Source organism: Paraburkholderia lebeckiae (assembly GCF_050436325.1).
GTDB lineage: Bacteria > Pseudomonadota > Gammaproteobacteria > Burkholderiales > Burkholderiaceae > Paraburkholderia > Paraburkholderia tuberum.
Genome location: NZ_JBNDLZ010000002.1, coordinates 1,991,717 through 2,014,392 on the forward strand (window position 1 = coordinate 1,991,717; position 22,676 = coordinate 2,014,392).

General features: G+C 62.5%; 18 protein-coding genes. 6 read left to right on the top strand and 12 right to left on the bottom strand.

Annotated elements, in window-relative coordinates; genetic code table 11:
• Positions 1–15 precede the first annotated feature (15 nt).
• The 11 genes from leuB to OKW44_RS12355 form a co-directional block, all read right to left on the bottom strand.
• Positions 16–1,083: a 3-isopropylmalate dehydrogenase gene (gene leuB / locus OKW44_RS12305; RefSeq protein WP_018424121.1), complete on the bottom strand. Its 1,068-nt coding sequence runs from the start codon at positions 1,081–1,083 to the stop codon at positions 16–18.
• 90 nt (positions 1,084–1,173) lie between these two features.
• Positions 1,174–1,827: a 3-isopropylmalate dehydratase small subunit gene (gene leuD / locus OKW44_RS12310; RefSeq protein WP_018424120.1), complete on the bottom strand. Its 654-nt coding sequence runs from the start codon at positions 1,825–1,827 to the stop codon at positions 1,174–1,176.
• An 83-nt stretch (positions 1,828–1,910) separates the two neighbouring features.
• Positions 1,911–2,069 (bottom strand): entericidin A/B family lipoprotein, encoded by a 159-nt coding sequence (locus OKW44_RS12315; protein WP_018424119.1) that lies wholly within the window; start codon positions 2,067–2,069, stop codon positions 1,911–1,913.
• A gap of 5 nt (positions 2,070–2,074) precedes the next feature.
• Positions 2,075–3,484: a 3-isopropylmalate dehydratase large subunit gene (gene leuC / locus OKW44_RS12320; RefSeq protein ID WP_026226462.1), complete on the bottom strand. Its 1,410-nt coding sequence runs from the start codon at positions 3,482–3,484 to the stop codon at positions 2,075–2,077.
• A 318-nt stretch (positions 3,485–3,802) separates the two neighbouring features.
• A complete protein-coding gene (gene gltA, locus OKW44_RS12325) occupies positions 3,803–5,104 on the bottom strand; it encodes a citrate synthase (RefSeq protein WP_018424117.1) in 1,302 nt (433 codons plus the stop codon).
• Between the two features lie 72 nt (positions 5,105–5,176).
• The gene (locus OKW44_RS12330) at positions 5,177–5,449 is read right to left on the bottom strand and encodes an FAD assembly factor SdhE (RefSeq protein WP_018424116.1); all 273 of its coding nucleotides are present in this window, start codon (positions 5,447–5,449) and stop codon (positions 5,177–5,179) included.
• An 85-nt stretch (positions 5,450–5,534) separates the two neighbouring features.
• A complete protein-coding gene (locus tag OKW44_RS12335; protein WP_018424115.1) occupies positions 5,535–6,239 on the bottom strand; it encodes a succinate dehydrogenase iron-sulfur subunit in 705 nt (234 codons plus the stop codon).
• A gap of 26 nt (positions 6,240–6,265) precedes the next feature.
• Positions 6,266–8,041 (bottom strand): succinate dehydrogenase flavoprotein subunit, encoded by a 1,776-nt coding sequence (sdhA, locus tag OKW44_RS12340; protein ID WP_018424114.1) that lies wholly within the window; start codon positions 8,039–8,041, stop codon positions 6,266–6,268.
• A 4-nt stretch (positions 8,042–8,045) separates the two neighbouring features.
• Entirely contained in the window at positions 8,046–8,414 is a 369-nt protein-coding gene (gene sdhD / locus OKW44_RS12345; protein WP_018424113.1) for a succinate dehydrogenase, hydrophobic membrane anchor protein, read from the bottom strand.
• 3 nt (positions 8,415–8,417) lie between these two features.
• Positions 8,418–8,834 (bottom strand): succinate dehydrogenase, cytochrome b556 subunit, encoded by a 417-nt coding sequence (gene sdhC, locus OKW44_RS12350; protein WP_018424112.1) that lies wholly within the window; start codon positions 8,832–8,834, stop codon positions 8,418–8,420.
• 157 nt (positions 8,835–8,991) lie between these two features.
• Positions 8,992–9,792 (bottom strand): GntR family transcriptional regulator, encoded by an 801-nt coding sequence (locus OKW44_RS12355; RefSeq protein ID WP_018424111.1) that lies wholly within the window; start codon positions 9,790–9,792, stop codon positions 8,992–8,994.
• Positions 9,793–10,332: 540 nt separating this feature from the next.
• On the opposite strand from OKW44_RS12355, the gene OKW44_RS12360 reads away from it, so the two are divergent.
• The 6 genes from OKW44_RS12360 (at position 10,333) to acnA (ending at position 18,609) form a co-directional block, all read left to right on the top strand.
• The gene (locus OKW44_RS12360) at positions 10,333–11,316 is read left to right on the top strand and encodes a malate dehydrogenase (protein ID WP_018424110.1); all 984 of its coding nucleotides are present in this window, start codon (positions 10,333–10,335) and stop codon (positions 11,314–11,316) included.
• A gap of 191 nt (positions 11,317–11,507) precedes the next feature.
• Positions 11,508–12,524 (top strand): HpcH/HpaI aldolase/citrate lyase family protein, encoded by a 1,017-nt coding sequence (locus tag OKW44_RS12365; protein WP_026226461.1) that lies wholly within the window; start codon positions 11,508–11,510, stop codon positions 12,522–12,524.
• 54 nt (positions 12,525–12,578) lie between these two features.
• Positions 12,579–13,766 (top strand): bifunctional 2-methylcitrate synthase/citrate synthase, encoded by a 1,188-nt coding sequence (gene prpC, locus OKW44_RS12370; RefSeq protein WP_018424108.1) that lies wholly within the window; start codon positions 12,579–12,581, stop codon positions 13,764–13,766.
• Positions 13,767–13,863: 97 nt separating this feature from the next.
• Positions 13,864–14,376, top strand: coding sequence for a hypothetical protein (locus tag OKW44_RS12375; protein ID WP_018424107.1), 513 nt, complete (start codon positions 13,864–13,866; stop codon positions 14,374–14,376).
• Positions 14,377–14,400: 24 nt separating this feature from the next.
• A complete protein-coding gene (locus tag OKW44_RS12380) occupies positions 14,401–15,852 on the top strand; it encodes a bifunctional 2-methylcitrate dehydratase/aconitate hydratase (protein WP_018424106.1) in 1,452 nt (483 codons plus the stop codon).
• A gap of 42 nt (positions 15,853–15,894) precedes the next feature.
• Positions 15,895–18,609: an aconitate hydratase AcnA gene (acnA, locus tag OKW44_RS12385; RefSeq protein ID WP_018424105.1), complete on the top strand. Its 2,715-nt coding sequence runs from the start codon at positions 15,895–15,897 to the stop codon at positions 18,607–18,609.
• 143 nt (positions 18,610–18,752) lie between these two features.
• Here acnA and OKW44_RS12390 read toward each other — a convergent pair whose 3' ends face one another.
• The gene (locus OKW44_RS12390; RefSeq protein WP_026226460.1) at positions 18,753–22,523 is read right to left on the bottom strand and encodes a DUF748 domain-containing protein; all 3,771 of its coding nucleotides are present in this window, start codon (positions 22,521–22,523) and stop codon (positions 18,753–18,755) included.
• Positions 22,524–22,676 lie beyond the last annotated feature (153 nt).

Below are 22,676 nucleotides of genomic sequence, written 5' to 3' on the forward strand. Positions count from 1 at the left end.
TGCGGTGCACGCGTTTTACAGCGCGGCCACGACGGCATCGCCCATCGCGGCGGTGCCGACCTGCTTGCAACCCGGCGTGAGAATGTCGCCGGTGCGATAGCCCTGTTCGAGCACCTTCTTCACCGCGGTTTCGATGCGATCGGCCTGCTCCGCCTTGTTCAGCGAATAGCGCAGCATCATCGCGGCCGACAGGATCGTGGCGAGCGGGTTGGCAACACCCTTGCCGGCGATATCCGGCGCGGAGCCGTGCGACGGCTCGTACAAGCCCTTGTTGTTCTTGTCGAGCGATGCCGACGGCAGCATGCCGATCGAGCCGGTCAGCATGGCCGCCTCGTCGGACAGGATGTCGCCGAACATGTTGCCGGTCACGATCACGTCGAACGACTTCGGCGCCTTCACGAGCTGCATCGCGGCGTTGTCGACGTACATGTGCGACAGTTCGACGTCCGCGTATTCCTTCGACACGTCGATCATCACGTCCTTCCAGAACTGCGACGTTTCGAGCACGTTGGCTTTATCGACCGAGGTGAGCTTCTTGCCGCGCTTTTGCGCCGCCTGGAACGCGACGTGCGCGATGCGACGCACTTCGGGTTCCGAATAGCGCATCGTGTCGAAGCCTTCCTTCGCGCCGGCGAACAGGCCGTCCGGCGACGTACGCAGCCCGCGCGGCGCGCCGAAATAGATGTCGCCGTTCAGTTCGCGCACGATCAGGATGTCGAGACCCGAAACGATTTCTTCCTTCAGCGACGATGCGCCCGTCAGTTGCGGGTAGCAGATCGCCGGACGGAAGTTCGCGAAAAGTTCCAGGTGCTTGCGCAGACCGAGAATCGCCTGCTCAGGGCGCAGAGCGCGTTCGAGCTTGTCGTACTTCCAGTCGCCGACTGCGCCGAACAGGATCGCGTCGGCTTCCTTCGCGAGCGTGAGCGTCGAGTCTGGCAGCGGGTGGCCCTTCGCTTCGTAGCCTGCACCGCCGACCGGCGCTTCTTCGAGTTCGAACTTCTCGCCGAGCACGTTCAGGACCTTGACGGCCTCCTTGACGATTTCGGGACCGATGCCGTCGCCCGGCAACACTGCGATCTTCATGCGAATTCCTTGATGATTTTTTCGGATCTTTCTGGCGCAAACCGACATTGGCGCGCGGACTTCACGCCCCTAACGCCCTCACGGTTTCGCTTAACGGACGAGGCGATTGTTCAGCCACGGTTGCTTCGCGAGACGCTCCGCTTCGAATTGGCGGATCTTGTCCGCGTGACGCAACGTGAGGCCGATGTCGTCGAAACCGTTCAGCAGACAATACTTGCGGAACGCCGCGACTTCGAACGGATATTCGGTGCCGCCGTCGGCCGTGCGCACGACTTGCGCTTCAAGGTCGATCGTCAGCTCGAAGCCGTTGAACGCATACGTCTCGTTGAACAGATGATCGACCTGCTGTTCGGTCAACACGATCGGCAGCACGCCGTTCTTGAAGCAGTTGTTGTAGAAGATGTCCGCGAAGCTCGGCGCGATCAGCGCGCGAAAGCCGTATTGCTGCAACGCCCAGGGCGCGTGTTCGCGCGAGCTGCCGCAGCCAAAATTCTTGCGCGCGAGCAGCACCGAGGCGCCCTGGTAGCGCGGCTGGTTCAGCACGAAATCCGGGTTCAGCGGACGCTTCGAGTTGTCTTGACCCGGTTCGCCGTGGTCGAGGTAGCGCCATTCGTCGAACGCATTCGGACCGAAACCCGTGCGCTTGATCGACTTCAGGAACTGCTTCGGAATGATCGCGTCCGTGTCGACGTTCTCGCGATCGAGCGGCGCCACGACGCCGGTGTGTACGATGAATTTATCCATGACGCTTGCGCCTGTTCAGGACCGGGCGATGCGACTGGCGGCTGAACCCCCGCGCCGTATCGCCGGCAAAAATCAAAAACCGCTTATTTCTCAGCGTGATTGCTGATCGAATTGCCGAGGTGCGACATGTCCTGGCCGAATCCGTGCACCGTGTTGCAGCCGGCAAGACCGAGCAGGAGCCCGGCGAACGTGCCGAGTGCGAAGCGGCGCAATAGAGTGATGCGATTCATGTTCTTCATCATGCGATTTATCCGAGCTTGCGAATGTCGACGAAATGCCCTTCGATGGCCGCAGCCGCGGCCATTGCGGGGCTCACCAGGTGCGTGCGGCCACCAGCGCCCTGACGACCTTCGAAATTGCGGTTCGACGTGGACGCGCAACGCTCGCCCGGCTCGAGCCGGTCAGCGTTCATTGCCAGACACATCGAGCAGCCCGGCTCGCGCCATTCGAAACCGGCCTCGGTAAAGACCTTGTCGAGGCCTTCACGCTCCGCCTGCGCCTTCACGAGACCCGAACCCGGCACGACCATCGCCAGACGGATGTTCGGCGCGACGCGACGGCCGAGCTTCTTCACGACGTAAGCCGCGGCGCGAATGTCTTCGATGCGCGCGTTGGTGCACGACCCGATAAAGATTTTATCCGGCTTGATCGACTCGATCGGCGCGTTCGGCTCGAGCGCCATGTACTTGAGCGCGCGCTCCATCGCGTCGCGCTTGACCGGGTCCTTTTCGCGCTCCGGATCCGGCACGCGGCCGTCGATCGGCGTGACCATTTCCGGCGACGTGCCCCAGGTGACCTGCGGCACGATTTCGGCGGCGTTCAACTCGACCACGCGATCGAAATGCGCTCCGTCGTCCGACTTGAACTGCTTCCAGTACTCGACCGCGTGATCCCACTCGACGCCCTGCGGCGAGAACGGACGGCCTTTCAGGTATTCGACCGTGGTGTCGTCGACGGCGACCATGCCGGCGCGCGCGCCCGCTTCGATCGCCATGTTGCAGACCGTCATGCGGCCTTCCATTGTCAGCGAACGGATCGTCGAGCCGCCGAATTCGATCGCGTAGCCGGTGCCGCCCGCGGTGCCGATCTTGCCGATGATCGCGAGCACGATGTCCTTCGCGGTACAGCCGCGCGGCAATTGGCCCTCGACCTTCACGAGCATGTTCTTGCTCTTCTTCTGGAGCAGCGTTTGCGTGGCCAGCACGTGCTCGACTTCCGACGTGCCGATGCCGTGCGCGAGCGCGCCGAACGCGCCGTGCGTGGACGTGTGCGAGTCGCCGCAGACGATCGTCATACCCGGCAGCGTGGCGCCCTGTTCCGGCCCGATGATGTGAACGATGCCCTGACGCAGGTCGTTCATCTTGAACTGTGTGATGCCGTAGGCGTCGCAGTTGGCGTCGAGCGTGTCGACCTGCAGCTTCGACACCGGATCGGCGATGCCGTGGCTGCGGTCCGTGGTCGGCACGTTGTGGTCGGACACGGCCAGGTTCGCGCTGATGCGCCACACCGGACGCTGGGCGATTTTCAGGCCTTCGAACGCCTGCGGGCTGGTCACTTCATGCAGCAGGTGGCGGTCGATGTAGAGAATCGTGGTGCCGTCGTCTTCCGTGTGGACCACGTGCGTGTTCCACAATTTGTCGTAGAGAGTCTGTGCCATGGTATGCGGGATAGTAATGACTGCGGGCTGACTGTGTCGATCGATTATGCCACGCTGCGCACCGCGATGGGCTGCATAGACGGCGAAAAAACCGATAAAAAACATGGGGTTGGCTGGTAGTGTCGATACCTGTATCGGTGTTACCCGGCAAGCATCGGCGACCGGCGACGCCAATGCGCCGCGTGCCCGACCCGCGGCGGCCGCAGAAACAGAAACGCCCCAACGGTCAACCGTTGAGGCGTTTCATTCACTCCAATTTCGCGCTTGTGCGCGGCACGAATGCCGCGACGAAGCGCGCGTATCGGGGTCGATCAGCGATCAGCGCTGTACGATCGGCTTCGCTTCACGCAGCGTCTCGCCGACGAACAGCTGACGCGGACGGCCAATCTTCTGCTCGGGATCGGCGATCATTTCGTTCCACTGCGCGATCCAGCCGACCGTGCGTGCCATCGCGAAGATGCAGGTGAACATCGACGTCGGGATGCCTAGCGCGCGCTGCACGATGCCCGAGTAGAAGTCGACGTTCGGGTACAGCTTGCGCGACACGAAGTACTCGTCTTCGAGCGCGATCTTTTCCAGCGCCATCGCGAGCTTGAACAGCGGGTCGTCGTGCAGGCCCAGCTCTTCGAGCACTTCGTGGCAGGTTTCGCGCATCAGCTTCGCGCGCGGATCGTAGTTCTTGTACACGCGGTGACCGAAGCCCATCAGCTTCACGCCCGAGTTCTTGTCCTTCACCTGCTTGATGAACTCAGGAATGTTGTCGACCGAGCCGATTTCTTCCAGCATGTTCAGCGCGGCTTCGTTCGCGCCGCCGTGCGCTGGGCCCCACAGACACGCGATACCCGCCGCGATACACGCGAATGGATTCGCGCCCGACGAACCGGCGAGACGCACGGTCGACGTCGACGCGTTCTGCTCGTGGTCCGCGTGCAGGATCAGGATACGGTCGAGCGCGCGCACCAGCACGTCGTTGACCACGTACTCTTCGCACGGGTTCGAGAACATCATGCGCATGAAGTTCGCGCTGTACGACAGGTCGTTCTTCGGATACACGAACGGCTGGCCGATGCTGTACTTGTACGCCATCGCGACCAGCGTAGGCAGCTTCGCGATCATACGGATCGCCGACACTTCGCGGTGACGCGGGTTATTGATGTCGAGCGAGTCGTGATAGAACGCCGACAGCGCGCCGACCGCGGCGACCAGAATTGCCATCGGGTGCGCATCGCGACGGAAGCCGCGGAAGAAGAACTGCATCTGCTCGTGCACCATCGTGTGCTTCGTGACGGTGCCGACGAATTCAGCCTTCTGCTTCTCGTTCGGCAGTTCGCCGTTCAGCAGCAGGTAGCAGGTTTCGAGGAAGTCGGCGTTCTGCGCGAGGTTGTCGATCGGGTAGCCGCGGTAGAGCAGTTCGCCCTTGTCGCCGTCGATGTAGGTGATCGCCGAATTGCACGCCGCCGTCGACATGAAGCCCGGGTCGTACGTGAATTTGCCGGTCTGGCCGTACAGTTTGCGAATGTCGATCACATCCGGGCCAATCGTGCCCTTGTAAATCGGCATTTCGACGCTCGGCGAATTGTCGCTGAACGATAGCGTGGCTTTAACATCTGACGGGGTCATAGCACATCCTCAATCGAAGTATGGATACAGGGTTTCGATAATTGCACGCCTGGAACGACGGACTGGCGGCGCTCAAGCGTTGCGCAGCAACTCCAGAACCCGGACCACGTCCGGGTCGGCCAGATCGCCTTCTGGTTCCTTGCGCGCGAGCAGCAAGTCCATCAGGTCGTTATCGCTCAGCTCGAGCAGGCGCGTGAGTGCGCCCACGTCGGCATCGCTGAGGTCATGCTCATATCGGCTGAAAAAACGCTCGAAAATCAGGTCGTTTTCCAGCAGGCCCCGACGTGCGCGCCAGCGAAGACGCGCGCGGCGGAGAGGGTCGGACTGATGCGATGTTTCGGTCATGTCGGTACACCCCGCGCCGCGCCCGGGCGCACTGACCGCCCTCTCGGGGGGCAGCGCGCGCCAGGGAGCGCGGAGCTCATTGATACTAGACAGCGCGGCGAACCATCAATTCCTTGATCTTGCCGATTGCCTTGGTCGGGTTAAGGCCCTTCGGGCAAACGTCGACACAGTTCATGATGGTGTGGCAACGGAACAGACGGTACGGATCTTCCAGGTTGTCGAGGCGCTCGCCGGTTGCCTCGTCGCGGCTATCCGCGATGAAGCGGTAGGCTTGCAGCAGACCAGCCGGGCCGACGAACTTGTCCGGGTTCCACCAGAAGCTCGGGCACGACGTCGAGCAGCTCGCGCACAGGATGCATTCGTACAGGCCGTCGAGCTCGTCGCGTTCTTCCGGCGACTGCAGACGTTCCTTCTCCGGCGGCGGCGTATCGTTGATCAGGTACGGCTTGATCGAGTGATACTGGTTGAAGAACTGCGTGAAGTCGCAGATCAGGTCACGCACGACGGGCAGGCCCGGCAGCGGACGCAGCACGATCTTCTGCGGCAGGTCGTTCAGGTTCGTCAGGCACGCGAGGCCGTTCTTGCCGTTGATGTTCATTGCGTCCGAACCGCACACGCCTTCGCGGCACGAGCGACGGAACGACAGGGTTTCGTCGAACGCCTTCAGCTTGATGAGCGCGTCGAGCAGCATGCGTTCGTGCGAGTCGATTTCGATCTCGTACGTCTGCATGCGCGGAGCGGCGTCCTTGTCCGGATCGTAGCGGTAAATTTCAAATGTACGCTTGGCCATTTCTCTGAATTCCTTTGACTTGTGCCTTAGAAGGTACGCGCTTTCGGCGGAACCGATTCGACGGTCAGCGGCTTCATGTGAACCGGCTTGTAGTCTAGGCGATCGCCTTCGCTGAACCACAACGTATGGCGCAGCCAGTTTTCGTCGTCGCGATGTTCGAAGTCGTTTTGCGCGTGCGCGCCACGGCTTTCCTTGCGCGCTTCGGCGGAGACCATCGTGGCGCGCGCCACTTCGATCAGGTTCGCCACTTCGAGCGCTTCGATACGGGCCGTGTTGAAGACCTTCGACTTGTCCTTCAGATGGATGTTGTCGACGCGTCCGGCCACTTCGCGGATGGCTTCGACGCCTTCGGCCAGCAGAGCCGATGTACGGAACACGCCAGCGTGCTTCTGCATCGTGCCGCGGATGTCGTTCGCGACCGACTGCGCGTACTCGCCCGACGACGAGTTATCGAGCTTCGCCAGACGCGACAGCGCGAAGTCGGCTGCATCGGCCGGCAGCGGCTTGTGTTCCTTCAGTTCCTTCACGTGCTTGACGATGTGGTTGCCGGCAGCGCGGCCGAACACCACGAGGTCGAGCAGCGAGTTCGTGCCGAGACGGTTCGCGCCGTGCACCGACACGCACGAGCATTCGCCCACTGCGTAGAAGCCGTTGACGACTTCTTCGGGGCCGCGCGGCGTACCGACGACCTGGCCGTTGATGTTCGTCGGAATACCGCCCATCTGGTAGTGGATGGTCGGCACGACCGGAATCGGCTCCTTGATGCAGTCGACGTTCGCGAACTTCAGCGCGATTTCGCGGATCGACGGCAGACGCTTCATGATCGTCTCGGCGCCGATGTGCGACAAGTCGAGCAGCACGTGATCCTTGTTCGGACCCACGCCGCGGCCCTCCTTGATTTCCTGGTCCATGGAACGCGAAACGAAGTCGCGCGGCGCCAGATCCTTCAGCGTCGGCGCATAGCGCTCCATGAAGCGTTCGCCGTTCGAGTTACGCAGAATACCGCCTTCGCCGCGCACGCCTTCGGTGATCAGCACGCCCGCGCCGGCCACGCCGGTCGGGTGGAATTGCCAGAATTCCATGTCCTGCAGCGCGATGCCCGAACGGGCCGCCATGCCGAGGCCGTCACCGGTGTTGATGAATGCGTTGGTCGATGCCGCGAAGATCCGGCCCGCGCCGCCCGTGGCGAACAGCGTGGTCTTGCCCTCGAGAATGTAGACGTCGCCGGTTTCCATTTCCAGCGCGGTCACGCCGAGCACGTCGCCGTCGGCGTCGCGGATCAGGTCCAGCGCCATCCATTCGACGAAGAATTGCGTCTTGGCAGCAACGTTCTGCTGGTACAGCGTGTGCAGCAGCGCGTGACCGGTACGGTCAGCCGCCGCGCAGGCGCGTTGCACCGGCTTTTCGCCGTAGTTCGCGGTGTGGCCGCCGAACGGGCGCTGATAGATCGTGCCGTCCGCGTTACGGTCGAACGGCATGCCGAAGTGTTCGAGTTCGTAGACGGCGTTCGGTGCTTCACGGCACATGAACTCGATCGCGTCCTGGTCGCCGAGCCAGTCGGAGCCCTTGATCGTGTCGTAGAAGTGGTAGTGCCAGTTGTCTTCGCTCATGTTGCCGAGCGAAGCGCCGATGCCGCCCTGGGCAGCGACCGTGTGCGAACGCGTCGGGAACACTTTGGACAGCACGCAGACCGACAGACCGGCGCGCGCCAGTTGCAGCGACGCGCGCATCCCCGAACCGCCCGCGCCGACGATAACCACGTCGAAGCGGCGACGCGGCAGAGAATTCTTGATTGCAACCATGCTTTTATACTCTCCAGAGAATCTGCGCAGCGTAGCCCGCACATGCGAGCAGCCAGAGGATCGTCAGCGCCTGCAGGACGAGACGCGTGCCAACGGGCTTCACGTAATCCATCCAGATGTCGCGCATACCCACCCAAGCGTGGTAGAACAGCGAGAGAAGCGTGACGAACGTGGCGAGCTTCATCCACTGCGTCGCGAAGATCGACGCCCAGCCGTCGTACGAAAAGTCGTGCGCGAGGAAGAACCACGCGAGCAGAATCACCGTGTAGACCGCCATCACGCAGGCGGTGACGCGTTGCGCGAGCCAGTCGCGCAGACCGTAATGTGCGCCGACGACGAGACGCTTCGAACCGATTCGGTTATTGGCTGACATTTTTTAGAATGCTCCGAACAGTTTTGCCGCGAATGCGATGGTAAGCAGCGACGAGACGACGATCACCACGATGGAGGTCGATTTGCCCTTCTCTTTCGACACGGCATCATGATTCGTATCCATCACGAGGTGACGGACGCCGGCGCAGAAGTGGAACAGGAAAGCCCACGCGAGAACAAGCGTGATCAGCTTGACGATGATATTGGAGAGGAAGCCCTTGAAGACTTCGAAGCTCAGTTCGGAAGTCAGGCTCTGATCGAAGAGGAACAGCAGGAACGGAAGAAAGAGAAACAACAAGGCACCGCTCACGCGATGCAGAATCGACACGCGCCCCGCCAGCGGGAGACGGTATGCCGTCAGTATTTGCCCGATACCGATGTTCCGGAATTCCGGCCTCGGTTTTTTTACGGCTTCTGCCATGCTAGACCCCTACTATGTAGTCACACTAATCCGCGATTTTAGCGCCTTTTTATATCGCGCTGCAGCGAAAACCACGCTGGGTCCTTTGCCGCGCGCGCATTGAAAGCGCCTTCCGATTGGCACGCGTGTGGGACGCCGCGCCTCGTTTCAGCCCGATTCAGCTCAGATCGTTCTGATAGTAATACCCGGTTGTGACATACCAACCTCGCCGGACTTCGACCGGCCGGTCCCCATAGGTATAGGACACGCGCTCGACCGAGAGCAACGGAAAACCCGCCGGCACATGCAGCAGGTCCGCCACGGCAGGCTCCGCCGCGACCGCGCGGATTTTTTCCGTCGCGCGAATCATGCGGGTGCCGAATTCCGTCTCGAACATCGCGTAGAGGGGACCCTTGTACTCCGACAGCCGCTCGAGCGTGAGCCCGCGGAACACGACGCCGGGCAGCCAGATTTCGTCGAGCACGGTGACTTCGCCGTCGAACTGCAGCAAACGCTTGATCAGCACGACTGGATCGGCCGGCTTCAGATCGAGCTGCCGCGCGATTTCCGCCGATGCGCGCAGCCGCCGGCATTCGAGCAGACGGCTCACGTGCGGATGCTCGACGCCGTCGTCGGCGAGCAATCTCAGGAAACGGAACTGCGCGCGCTCTTCGTTGTGCGTCGCAACGAATGTGCCCTTGCCCTGGCGGCGCACCAGCAGGTTGTCGGCGGCGAGTTCGTCGATCGCCTTGCGCACCGTACCCTGACTCACCTTGAAACGCGCGGCCAGTTCGACTTCACTAGGGATGATCTCGCCCGGCTTCCATTCGCCACTTTCGAGGCTCTGCGTAATCAAGCCCTTGATCTGCTGATATAAGGGGCTGAAGGTAGGCGACGCCGCAGCGGAAACAGCGGATACACCTTCGCCGGCGGCCCCCTGGCCGTTCGGGTTCACAGGATTCGCCGGGTTCGAATTCATGCGCGCATTTCATCATAAAGGGCTGGGGCACGTCTAGGGTTTTCCCCGCGATAGATGTGTCTTATATAAGACATAAGATACTGTTGACTTTGTCTGTTTCGACTCCTACACTCCTTGTCGAGCAAGGGTTTGCGGGATTTTGCGGCGGCAGTTTGATGCAGTGCCGCGACGCTCCGGCAGCCACTCTGCACCATGCTGTCCCCTACGCAGTCCAGGTTTCGATTCGCCGCCATCCGTTGCATTCGCGCGCTGTCTCCGTGTTGCACCCACTGGCCCGACGCTTGCCGAAACGCGCTGTTTGCAGGAGCCCGCACCGTGCAGTTGCGGCCCCGGCCCGGCGTAAGCCCTGGGCCATCCCGTCCCGCTCCGGCAGTACAGGTTTCCGGCACGGCGGTCTTGCCGCAACGCGCCGCCCGGTCTCGCCAATTCCGAGCCCGCACGCGAACAGTGAATTCCGCCGTGTTTCATCACGCTTCGCTGAACGCGCATATAGAATGGCGTTTTCCCTAGCGTCTAACGCATCGTCCTGGAGATTTCTCAATGGCTAAGCCCGCAAAGCGCGTTGCCGTCACCGGCGCCGCAGGTCAAATCGCTTACTCCCTGCTATTCCGCATCGCCAATGGCGACCTGCTCGGCAAGGACCAGCCGGTGGTCCTGCAACTGCTCGATCTGCCGCAAGCGCAAGCCGCCGTCAAAGGCGTCGTGATGGAACTGGATGATTGCGCATTCCCGCTGCTGTCGGGCGTCGTGATCACGGACGACCCGAAGGTCGCGTTCAAGGACGCAGACATTGCACTGCTCGTCGGCGCGCGTCCGCGTTCGAAGGGTATGGAGCGCAAGGATCTGCTGTCGGCCAACGCCGAAATCTTCACGGTTCAGGGCAAGGCGCTGAACGACGTCGCCAGCCGCGACGTGAAGGTTCTGGTGGTCGGCAACCCGGCCAACACGAACGCATACATCGCCATGAAGTCGGCGCCGGATCTGCCGAAGAAGAACTTCACCGCGATGCTGCGTCTGGACCACAACCGCGCGCTGTCGCAACTGGCCGCCAAGTCGGGCAAGCCGGTCGCGTCGATCGAAAAGCTCGCGGTGTGGGGCAACCACTCGCCGACCATGTACCCGGACTTCCGCGTTGCAACGGCTGAAGGTCAGGACCTGACCAAGCTGATCAACGACGAAGAATGGAACCGCAACACGTTCATCCCGACCGTCGGCAAGCGCGGCGCGGCGATCATCGAAGCGCGCGGCCTGTCGTCGGCGGCATCGGCGGCTAACGCTGCAATCGACCACGTGCGTGACTGGGTGCTCGGCACGAACGGCAAGTGGGTCACGATGGGCATCCCGTCGGACGGCTCGTACGGCATCCCTGAAGACATCATCTACGGCGTGCCCGTGACCTGCGAAAACGGCGAGTACAAGCGCGTCGAAGGTCTGGCAATCGACGCGTTCTCGCGCGAAAAGATGGACGGCACGCTGCAGGAACTGCTGGAAGAGCGCGACGGCGTTCAGCACCTGCTCGGCTAAGCATCTGATGCCGATGAACCGGAACTCCGAAGCGTCAGCGCGGCGGGTTCCGGTTTTTTTCGTGTGAATGGCCGTGCGATCATCGCCATTCGCCTCTGATTCGAACGTGCTTTGCCGTTGCCCGACCGCACTCGCGCAGAGCACGCCCGAATCCGACATTCTTGATCCTCACCACGCCCCACACGCCGAAGATGCGCGTTCTCACACCCGCCGAAGTGCTGTTCGAGGGCGAAGCGCCGCCCGCTGTGCTGCCTGCCTGCGATCACTACGCGGGCAGCGAAAAGCTGATGCTGAAGTCGCTCGCGTTACAGCGGCAACTCGGCCCGGTGTTCGATATCACGCTCGATTGCGAAGACGGCGCGCAGGTCGGCCGCGAGGCCGAGCACGCGGAACTGGTCGCGTCGCTACTGGGCAGCGAGCATGACCGCTTCGGCCGCGTCGGCGTGCGCATCCACGACTTCGCTCACGCGCACTGGCGCGACGACGTACGCCTCATTCTGCGCGCCGCGAAGCGAGCACCCGCTTACATCACGCTGCCGAAAATCCGCAACGTCCACGACGCCGCCGAAATGATCGCGTTCATCGAGGCGACGCGACGCGAGCTCAGCCTCGCGCAGCCGGTGCCGGTGCAGCTGCTGGTCGAAACCCACGGCGCGCTTACGCGTGTGTTCGAACTCGCCGCGCTGCCGGGCGTCGAGGCACTGAGCTTCGGCCTGATGGACTTCGTCTCCGCGCACGACGGCGTGATCCCCGATACCGCGATGCGCTCGCCGGGCCAATTCGATCATCCACTCGTGCGGCGCGCGAAGCTCGAGATTTCGGCGGCCTGCCATGCGTTCGGCAAGGTGCCGTCGCACAACGTCAGCACCGAAGTGCGCGACATGAGCGTGGTCGCGAACGACGCACAGCGCGCCCGCAACGAGTTCGGCTACACGCGCATGTGGAGCATCCACCCCGCGCAGATCGAGGCGATCGTCGCCGCGTTCGCGCCGCGCGACGAGGAAATCGCGACGGCCACCGAAATCCTGCTGGCCGCGCAGTCCGCGCATTGGGGCCCGACGCGTCACGGCGACACGCTGCACGACCGCGCGAGCTACCGCTATTACTGGTCGGTGCTGCGCCGCGCGCAAACCACCGGCCGCGCTGTTCCACAAGAAGCGGCGCCGCTTTTTTTGCAAGTGGGCGCCAACCGACAGTCGGTGGCATAAGCAACGCGTTTTTCAAACGGCCGCGATGAGCCGGCACACAGGAGAAGGCGGAACATGAGCGAGACGACGCAAGCCGCTGGCGCAACCGGCGGCAACGAAACGCAAAGCGGCTTCAAACCAAAAAAATCCGTCGCGCTGTCGGGCGTGACCGCGGGCAACACCGCGCTGTGCACGGTCGGCAAGACCGGCAACGATCTGCACTATCGCGGCTATGACATTCTCGACATCGCCGAGGCGTGCGAATTCGAGGAGATCGCTTATCTGCTGGTTCACGGCAAGCTGCCGACCCAGGCCGAACTGACCGCGTACAAGACGAAGCTGAAGTCGATGCGCGGCCTGCCCGCCAACGTGAAAGCCGCGCTCGAATGGATTCCGGCCGCCGCGCATCCGATGGACGTGATGCGCACCGGCGTGTCGGTGCTCGGCACCGTGCTGCCGGAGAAAGACGATCACAACCTGCCCGGCGCGCGCGATATCGCCGACAAACTGATGGCCTCGCTCGGCTCGATGCTGCTGTACTGGTATCACTACTCGCACAACGGCAAGCGCATCGAGGTCGAAACCGACGACGATTCGATCGGCGGTCATTTCCTGCATCTGCTGCATGGCGTCGAGCCGTCGAAGGCGTGGGTCGATGCGATGCACGTGTCGCTGAATCTGTACGCGGAGCACGAGTTCACCGCGTCGACGTTCACCGGCCGCGTGATCGCGGGCACGGGCTCGGACATGTACTCTGCGGTCACCGGCGCGATCGGCGCGCTGCGCGGCCCGAAACACGGCGGCGCCAATGAAGCCGCGTTCGAAATCCAGTCGCGCTACCAGACGCCTGACGAAGCCGAAGCCGACATCCGCCGCCGCGTCGAGAACAGGGAAGTCGTGATCGGCTTTGGCCATCCGGTGTACACGATCTCGGACCCGCGCAACAAGATCATCAAGGAAGTCGCGAAGAAGCTGTCGAAGGAAGCGGGCAACACGAAACTGTTCTCGATCGCCGAACGGCTCGAATCGGTGATGTGGGACGCGAAGAAGATGTTCCCGAACCTCGACTGGTTCAGCGCGGTGTCGTATCACATGATGGGCGTGCCGACCGCGATGTTCACGCCGCTGTTCGTGATCTCGCGTACGGCAGGATGGAGCGCGCACATCATCGAGCAGCGCGTCGACAACAAGATCATCCGCCCGAGCGCGAATTACACCGGACCCGAGAATTTGAAGTACGTGCCGCTAAATAGGAGAAAATAGCGGTCGCTGCGCGCTCCACAGCGCGTGCAGTTCAACCCGCGCGGCCGCCGGACCGGTCGTTCGCGCACTGTTTAACTGATTTTGAAAGGTTTTCTCCATGAAAAAGCTGATGATCGCCGCCATGATTGGCGCCCTGTCCACGACGATGCTGACCGTCGCGACTGACGCCACCGCTGCGGACACGGCCACCACCACGAAGAAGCCGGCCACCAAGGCCGTCGCGAAGCGCCCGGAGCCGCGCCGCCTGATCAAGCGCAAGGCGAATCCGGCGAAGGAAGCGAAGTTCGATCCGATTCCCGAAGGCGCTGAAAAGTGGGCGTGCAAGGACGGCCTTGCTTTCGAAATGAAAGGTGACATGAAGCGTGATCAGATTGTCACGGTTCACTGGGCGAACAAGAACTACAACCTGCCGCGCGAAGCGACCACGACGGGCGCCGACCGCTTCCACGACGCAGCATCCGGTATGGACCTCGTCGTGATCCCGACTAAGGCCATGCTGTTCCAGGACAAGGACAGCTCGCGTCTCGCCGACGAGTGCAAGACGGTCGCCATGGAACAGGGCGCGCCGGCTGCAACGCAATCGAACGCGATCAACAAGACCGGCAACTGATTTTCGCTGCCAGGGAAGCCCCCGATGTCCGCCCCGATCTCCAATGTACGACCCGCCCCGGACGCCGTCCTGGTCGATATCGTCAACTACGTGCTGGATTACCGGATCGACAGCGCGCTCGCGCTGGAAACCGCGCGTCATTGCCTGATCGACACGCTCGGTTGCGGACTCGAGGCGCTTACCTACCCAGCCTGCACCAAGCTGATGGGACCGATCGTGGCAGGCACGATCGTCCCCAACGGCGCGAAGGTGCCGGGCACGTCGTTCCAGCTGGACCCGGTTCAGGCCGCCTTCAACATCGGCGCGATGATCCGCTGGCTCGATTTCAACGACACCTGGCTCGCCGCCGAATGGGGCCATCCGTCCGATAACCTCGGTGGCATTCTCGCGACGGCCGACTGGCTCTCGCGCACCGCCATCGCAGCCGGCAAAGCGCCGCTGACGATGAATGACGTCCTGATCGCCATGATCAAGGCGCACGAAATTCAAGGCTGCATCGCACTCGAGAACTCGTTCAACAAGGTAGGGCTCGATCATGTGCTGCTCGTCAAGCTCGCGTCGACCGCGGTGGTCGGTCAGCTGATCGGCCTTACGCGCGACGAGCTGATCAACGCGGTATCGCAGGCGCTCGTCGATGGGCAGGCGCTGCGCACGTACCGTCATGCGCCGAACACCGGTTCGCGCAAATCGTGGGCCGCCGGCGACGCGACCTCGCGCGCCGTGCGCCTCGCGCTGATCTCGAAGACCGGCGAGATGGGCTATCCGTTGGTGCTCAGCGGGAAAACGTGGGGCTTCTACGACGTGCTGTTCAACGGCAACGCGTTCCAGTTCCAGCGTCCGTACGGCTCGTACGTGATGGAAAACGTGCTGTTCAAAATCTCGTTTCCGGCCGAGTTCCACGCGCAAACCGCCGTAGAAGCCGCGCTCGCGCTGCATGTGCAGCTCGCCGCGCAGGGCCGGCGCGTCGAAGACATTCGCCGCATCACGATCCGCACGCACGAAGCGGCGATTCGCATCATCGATAAAAAGGGTCCGCTGAACAATCCGGCTGACCGTGATCATTGCATCCAGTACATGATTTCGGTGCCGCTGATTTTCGGCCGTCTGACGGCTGCCGATTACGAAGATTCAGTCGCGCAGGACTCGCGTATCGATGCATTGCGCGCGAAGATGGAATGCGTCGAAGACCCACAGTTCACGAAGGACTATCACGACCCGGAGAAGCGTTCGATCGCCAACGCACTGACGATCGAATTCAACGACGGGTCGAAGTTCGATGAAGTCGTAGTCGAATACCCGATCGGTCACAAGCGCCGTCGTGAAGACGGTATTCCGTTGCTGGTCGAGAAGTTCAAGACCAACCTCGCGCGGCGCTTTCCGGTCAAGCAACAACGGGCGATTCTCGAGGTATCGCTCGACCAGGCCAAGCTCGAAGCGACGCCGGTCAATGAATACGTCGATCTGTACGTCATCTAGGTTGAGTACTGTAGTTCCGCGATCCAAACCAAGGAAAACACCATGGCCCACAACCTCCACAAAACGCTCAAGGAATTCGACAGCGGTTCCGGCAAAGGCAAGTTCTACTCCCTGCCGCAACTCGGCAAGGCTCTGAACCTCAAGATCGACCGCCTGCCGGTCTCGATCCGTATCGTGCTGGAATCGGTGCTGCGCAACTACGACGGCAAGAAAATCGCCGAAGAACATGTCACGCAACTCGCGAACTGGAAGCCGACCGCGGCGCGCGTCGACGAAATTCCGTTCGTCGTGTCGCGCGTCGTGCTGCAGGACTTCACCGGCGTGCCCCTGCTCGCCGACATCGCCGCGATGCGCGGCGTCGCGAAGGCCGTCGGCAAGAACCCCAAGTCGATCGAGCCGCTAGTGCCGGTCGATCTGGTCGTCGACCACTCGGTGCAGATCGACCACTTCCGCGAGAAGAACGCGCTCGACCTGAACATGAAGCTTGAATTCCAGCGCAACAACGAGCGCTATCAGTTCATGAAGTGGGGCATGCAGGCGTTCGACACGTTCAAGGTCGTGCCGCCGGGCGTCGGCATCGTTCACCAGGTGAACCTCGAATACCTCGCGCGCGGCGTGCACAAGAAGGCCGACGGCGCGGACACCGTGTACTACCCGGATTCGCTGGTCGGCACGGACAGCCACACGACGATGATCAACGGCATCGGCGTGGTCGGCTGGGGCGTGGGCGGTATCGAAGCCGAAGCAGGCATGCTCGGCCAGCCGGTGTACTTCCTGACGCCGGACGTCGTCGGTGTGCACCTGAAGGGCAAGCTGATTGAAGGCGTGACCGCGACCGACCTCGTGCTGACGATCACCGAACTGCTGCGTAAGGAGAAGGTCGTCGGCAAGTTCGTCGAGTTCTTCGGCGAAGGCACGCGCTCGCTGTCGGTGCCGGACCGTGCGACGATCGGCAACATGGCGCCGGAATACGGCGCAACGATGGGCTTCTTCCCGGTCGACGAAAAGACCATCGACTTCTTCCACGGCACCGGCCGCACGGACGCGGAGATCTCGGCGTTCGAAAACTACTTCAAGGCACAGGAGCTGTTCGGCATTCCGGGCGAAGGCGATATCGATTACACGAAGGTCGTCACGCTGGATCTCGCGACGGTCGCGCCGTCGCTGGCAGGCCCGAAGCGTCCGCAGGACCGCATCGAGATCGGCCACGTGAAGTCCACCTTCACCGACCTGTTCTCGAAGCCGGTCGCCGAAAACGGCTTTGCGAAGAAGGCCGCCGATCTCGACGCGCAATACACGACGAGCAACGGCGTCGACGTCAAGAACGGCGACGTGCTGATCGCCGCGATCACGTCGTGCACGAACACGTCGAACCCGAGCGTGCTGCTGGCCGCCGGTCTGCTTGCGAAGAAGGCTGTCGAAGCTGGCCTGACGGTCGCTCCCCACATCAAGACGTCGCTGGCGCCGGGATCGCGTATCGTCACCGAGTACCTGACGAAAACCGACCTGCTGAAGTACCTCGACAAGCTCGGCTTCACGCTGGCCGCTTACGGCTGCACGACCTGTATCGGTAACGCGGGCGACCTGACGCCGGAACTGAACGACGCGATCACGAAGAACGACATCGTCGCGGCAGCGGTGCTGTCGGGCAACCGTAACTTCGAAGCGCGTATCCACCCGAACATCCGCGCGAACTTCCTCGCGTCGCCGCCGCTCGTCGTGGCATACGCGATCGCCGGCAACATCACGCGCGACCTGATGACCGAGCCGGTCGGCAAGGGCAAGGGCGGCAAGGACATCTACCTCGGCGACATCTGGCCGAGCAGCGAAGAAGTCAACGCATTGCTGAAGTACGCGATGGATGCCGACGCGTTCCGCAAGAACTACTCGCAGCTCACGAAGAAGGGCGACCTGTGGAGCAAGATCGAGGGCGAAGAAGGTCAGGTCTACGACTGGCCGAAGTCGACCTACATCGCCGAGCCGCCGTTCTTCGGCAAGGACTTCTCGATGACGCCGGCTTCCAGCATCCCGCCGGTCAAGGGCGCACGCGCGTTGGGCATCTTCGGTGACTCGGTCACGACCGACCACATCAGCCCGGCAGGCTCGATCAAGGAAGACTCGCCGGCAGGCCGCTGGTTGAAGGAAAACGGCGTGCAAAAGGCCGACTTCAACAGCTACGGCTCGCGGCGCGGTAACCACGACGTGATGATGCGCGGCACGTTCGCGAACGTCCGTATCAAGAACCTGATGATCCCGGTGAAGGCGGACGGCTCGCGCGTCGAAGGCGGCTTGACGATTCACCAGCCGAGCGGCGAACAGCTGTCCATCTATGACGCAGCGATGAGGTACATCGGCGCCGATACGCCGACCGTCGTGTTCGCGGGCGAAGAGTACGGCACGGGCTCGTCGCGCGACTGGGCGGCCAAGGGCACGCAACTGCTGGGCGTGAAGGCCGTGGTCGCACGCAGCTTCGAGCGGATCCATCGTTCGAACCTGGTCGGCATGGGCGTTCTGCCGCTGCAGTTCAAGGGCTCGGATAGCGTGCAGTCGCTCGGCATCACCGGCGAAGAAACGTACGACATCGAAGGCCTCGGCGACGACTTCAAGCCGCAACAGGAAGTCACGCTCGTGATCCACGGCAAGGACGGCGACAAGCGCGTTCCGGTGCTGCTGCGTATCGACACGCCGATCGAAGTCGACTACTACAAGCACGGCGGGATTCTGCCGTTCGTGCTGCGCTCGCTGCTGGCTGCTTAAGCCTCGCGGCAACGCATACAGCCTCGCTGTTTTGCAGGGGCTGCGTCCTGTGGAGGGCGCAGCCGACTTTGAAGCCCGACCTCAGGTCGGGCTTTTTTTATCGGCTCGCCGAACGCCACGGCTCGTGCGCCGCGACTCCTCCGTTACTTCAAGCCGAAATCGACCCGCGTCGTTGCACCCTTGTCCTTGATGTCGTCGGCATTCATCTTCGGCGCGACGATAAACACGCGGCTGCTGTCGATCTTGCCTTGCAGGTACTGCTGCACACTCTGCGCGCGCCGCTGCGCGAGTTGCCGCAAGCTCGCGTCGTCGATCGGTGCGTTGGCCGCGAGCGCGCCCTTCATGTCGTCGTCGGGCAGCGTCTTCGTCATGCCGATGAAGTTGTGCGGCTTCTTGAAGTCGGAGGACTTGTAGGCCTTGGTCAGATATTTGTCGTAGTCTTTCTGATCGATCGTGACCGTCGATGGATCGACGCTCTCACCATTACCCACCGTATCCCTGATCTTCTGCCGCTTGACCATCTGATCGACGTACTGCGTGCGCAGCGCCGGCTCGTCGACCTTCGGATCGACGCGTCCGATCAGGTCCATGCGGATCGACGGCTTGTCGGTGAGTGCCTTCACGATCGTGTCGAGTTTCTGCTTGTCGGCATCGGTAAGCGTCGCCGAGCCGGCCTCGAATTCAACGTAACCGAGGTCCTCACCATTGCCGCCGAACGCGTGCGCGATCAGCGAGAACGGCGCGGTCACCGCCTTTTCGAGCAGATTGAGCACCGCATGCCAGATCAGCCCGCCGATGCTGAACTCGGGGTTCGACAACGAGCCCGACACTGGCAGGTTCACGTCGATCTCGCCGCGCGAGTTCTTCAGCAGCGAGATGGCGAAACGCACCGGCAGTTTGGTCGCGGTGTTGTTGTCGATGTGATCGCCGAACGTGAGTTGATCGATGAACAGGTGATTGTTCGCGTTCAGCTGGTCGTTCTCGAGCTTGTAATGCAGATCGACGTTGAGCTTGCCCTTCGTGATCGGATAGCCCGCGTATTTCGCCGAATACGGCGTCAGGTTGGTCAGCTCGATGTCGTGCGCGCTCGCGGTCAGATCGAGCGCCGGTTTCGCGATCAACGGATTGATGGTGCCGCGGATCGTCAGCGGACCGTTGGCCGCGAGCTTCGCGGCCACGTCGACCGGCGCGGGCGTCGTCGATTCCGTACCGAACGCGCCGATCGTGCCCTGAATGGCGACAAGGTTCGCCGTGTAGTTCGGCTTGACGAAGTTGTCGGTATAGGTCACGCGGCCCTGCTGCAACACCAGTTGCCCGAAGTGCATCTTGACCGGGTTTGCTGGCGGCCTCGCGGCCGTGGCACTGGCGACGGCCGTGGCGGCAGGCTTGTCGGGCGTTGCGGCAGATGCCGCGACCGGCGCCGACGCCGCGACTGCCTCGGACACCGCCTCGGGCGTCAGCGGAATCGGGTGCGAGCCGCTCTTGTCGCGCGTCAGCGACTGCGCCGTACCGCCCTCGTGCGCGACCACATCATTCAGGTTCAGCTTACCTTGCGCGTCGAGCAGCACGCGCCCATAGAACTTCGAGAACGTCACGCGGCTTGCGTCGACCACGGTGCCGTGCTCGTCGTAATCGGCCTTCAGGTTCGACAGCGCGAGCGAGCCCCAGCCCGCGAACGGGTTCGACGTCGCCTTGTCAAGCATGCGCACGTCGACGAGCGCCATGTCGCCGTGATAGTTCGCTTTCAGCGACTTCGCCTGCGCGACCGCGAGATCCCCGTTCGCGTTCAGCAGCGCGCTCGCGACCGCCGCGTTCAGCTTGTTGCCGAAGTACGGCTCGAACGCGGCCGCGTCGAGCCGGTTCGCGTTGATCTTGACAGCCAGCTTCAGCGGCGTCGCGGTCACGTCGCCTTTCACGGCAAGCGTGCCCTTCTTGTTCAACGTCGCTTGCAGGTCTACCGGCAGCGGACGGCTCAGGTCGTCGCTGATCTTCTGCACCTTCAGCTGCACCGGCGTAAAGCTCAGTTTGACCGGCTGCGGCGTCGTGTTGTCGGTGAAATCGGCGGTCGCGTCTTTGAGTGTCAATTCGGCGATCTTGTAGCGCCATGCGGGGCCTTCGGCGTGCGCCTGTTTCGCCGCGTGGATCGCCGTGCGCTCCGTCGCCTGTTGATGCGCCCCCGCGAGCGCATTCAGATTGATGGTGCCGTCCTTCAGGCGCTGCGCGTCTACCGCGAGACCGGTTACGTCTACGCTCGTCACGTCGGCCGTGCGCGCCGCGACGTCGACCTGTTTGACTACCACGTTGCCCTGCGCGAGCGAGATTATCGGCGTCTTGCCGCCGCGCGCCGCGAGCTTCACCGCCTGCATGTCCAGCTGCGTGTCCGCGACCGTCAGTGCCATCGGCGACTTCGACCAGTTCGCGTCGATATTCGTCGTCGCGGACAACGCACCGTCCAGCACCTGCGCGGACGTCGCGGTATCCAGATAGGGCTGCAACGGCGGCAGCTTCAGCGACTTCAGATCGAGCTTCGCGCTCGCCGTCTTCGCCGCGAGGCCGACCGTGCCATCGGCGGCGAGCGAACCGCCAATGTTCTTCAGGTTCGTGTTCAGCGTGTAGTGCGCTGGCGTCGACGCGAGCGTCGAGAAATCGGTCAGCGTAACCGCGAGGTTTTGCAGCCCGGCTTCTACCGGATGCGACACGGCTTCGTCGTGTACGTTCACGGTGCCGTCGTTGAGTGTGAAACGTTTGATCGCGACGTCGAACGGCGGGGCCGCCTTTTCGGCGGCGGCGGTTTTGGCGTTGGCATTCGCGTCCGCGGTTTCCTTTGCCGCGGTTTTGTCCGGCGCGGGCGCGAACATATGCTCGACGCTCAATACGCCGTCCTTGTCGCGCGCGAGGCTCGCGCTCGGCGCGTCGATGCGAATATCGTCGAAGTGATAGATGCTCTTCAACGGTTCGAGCGATGCCGCCGCCACATGCACGGCGCGCGCCGCGAAAAACGGCGCCTTGCCCTGATTCTGCACGTTGACGTCGTTCAGATCGACGGTGCCGGCGACGCGCAGCGACGGCGTGTCGTTCGACATCTCGAAGTTCAGCTTCAGGTCGGTGGACAGCTTGCCCGACTGCACGATCACCGGCAGCTTCGACGGCGCGTAAGACACCAGCTTCGGCACGTCGAGCTCGTCGAAGCGCAGCGACACTTCCGACTCGCGCGATGCCGCGAACGGCTTGGTCCTGCCGTCGATCGCGAGCTGACTATCACCGTCGATGCGCGCGCGCAGCAGCGGCTCGACGAAGATATCGGTCTTCGATGGCAGCGTCGCGATGAACGGAATGCCGAGCTTCCATTGATCGATCACGTGGCTCGTGCCGAGCAGCCGGTCGTCGAACCTGATCTGGCCATTTTCGACGCGAATGTTTGAGACGGAGAACTGCGTCGGCTTGCTATTCGGTTTTGCCGGCTGATTCGCGAATTTCTCGATCAGGTCGCTGAAATTGAAGTGCTGCGCATCGAGGCGAACGATATGAAAGCGCGGCGAATCGACCTGCACTTCGTCGACGATGGGCGCGCCGCGAAACAGCGAACTCCACGAGGGCTTCACGATGAGCCGCGAAATATCGACGAAGTCGCCCGCGCCGCCGCGCTCGCCGATGTGCACGTTGTCGGCCTCGAAACGCAGTGTGTACGGATTGAGCGCGATGCGGCCGATCGACGCCGGCCGGTCGAGCTGCTTGCTCAGTTGCTGGCTCGCGATGTGGCGAATCAGCGGCGGCGCTGCGAAAAAGCCGAGCAGGCCGAACACGACGACGAAGATCAGCAGACCGACGAGAATCCGTCGCGTACGGCGCGACTGCGCGACTGCGCGCACGGTCTGTATGGAGGAGGCTAACGATTCTTTATTGAGGCTTGCCATGCTCGATGTGGAGGAATGCGGCGGCAAGCCCGCCGCGAAAAACAGAGATCCCGCAAGCGGCAGTATAAGGCGTGAATCAATGGTTAGACAGGAATGTCAGGCCCGCCTTGACGATTCGTGCTGCTGACTGACTGGCTTTCCCGCGAACGAGAT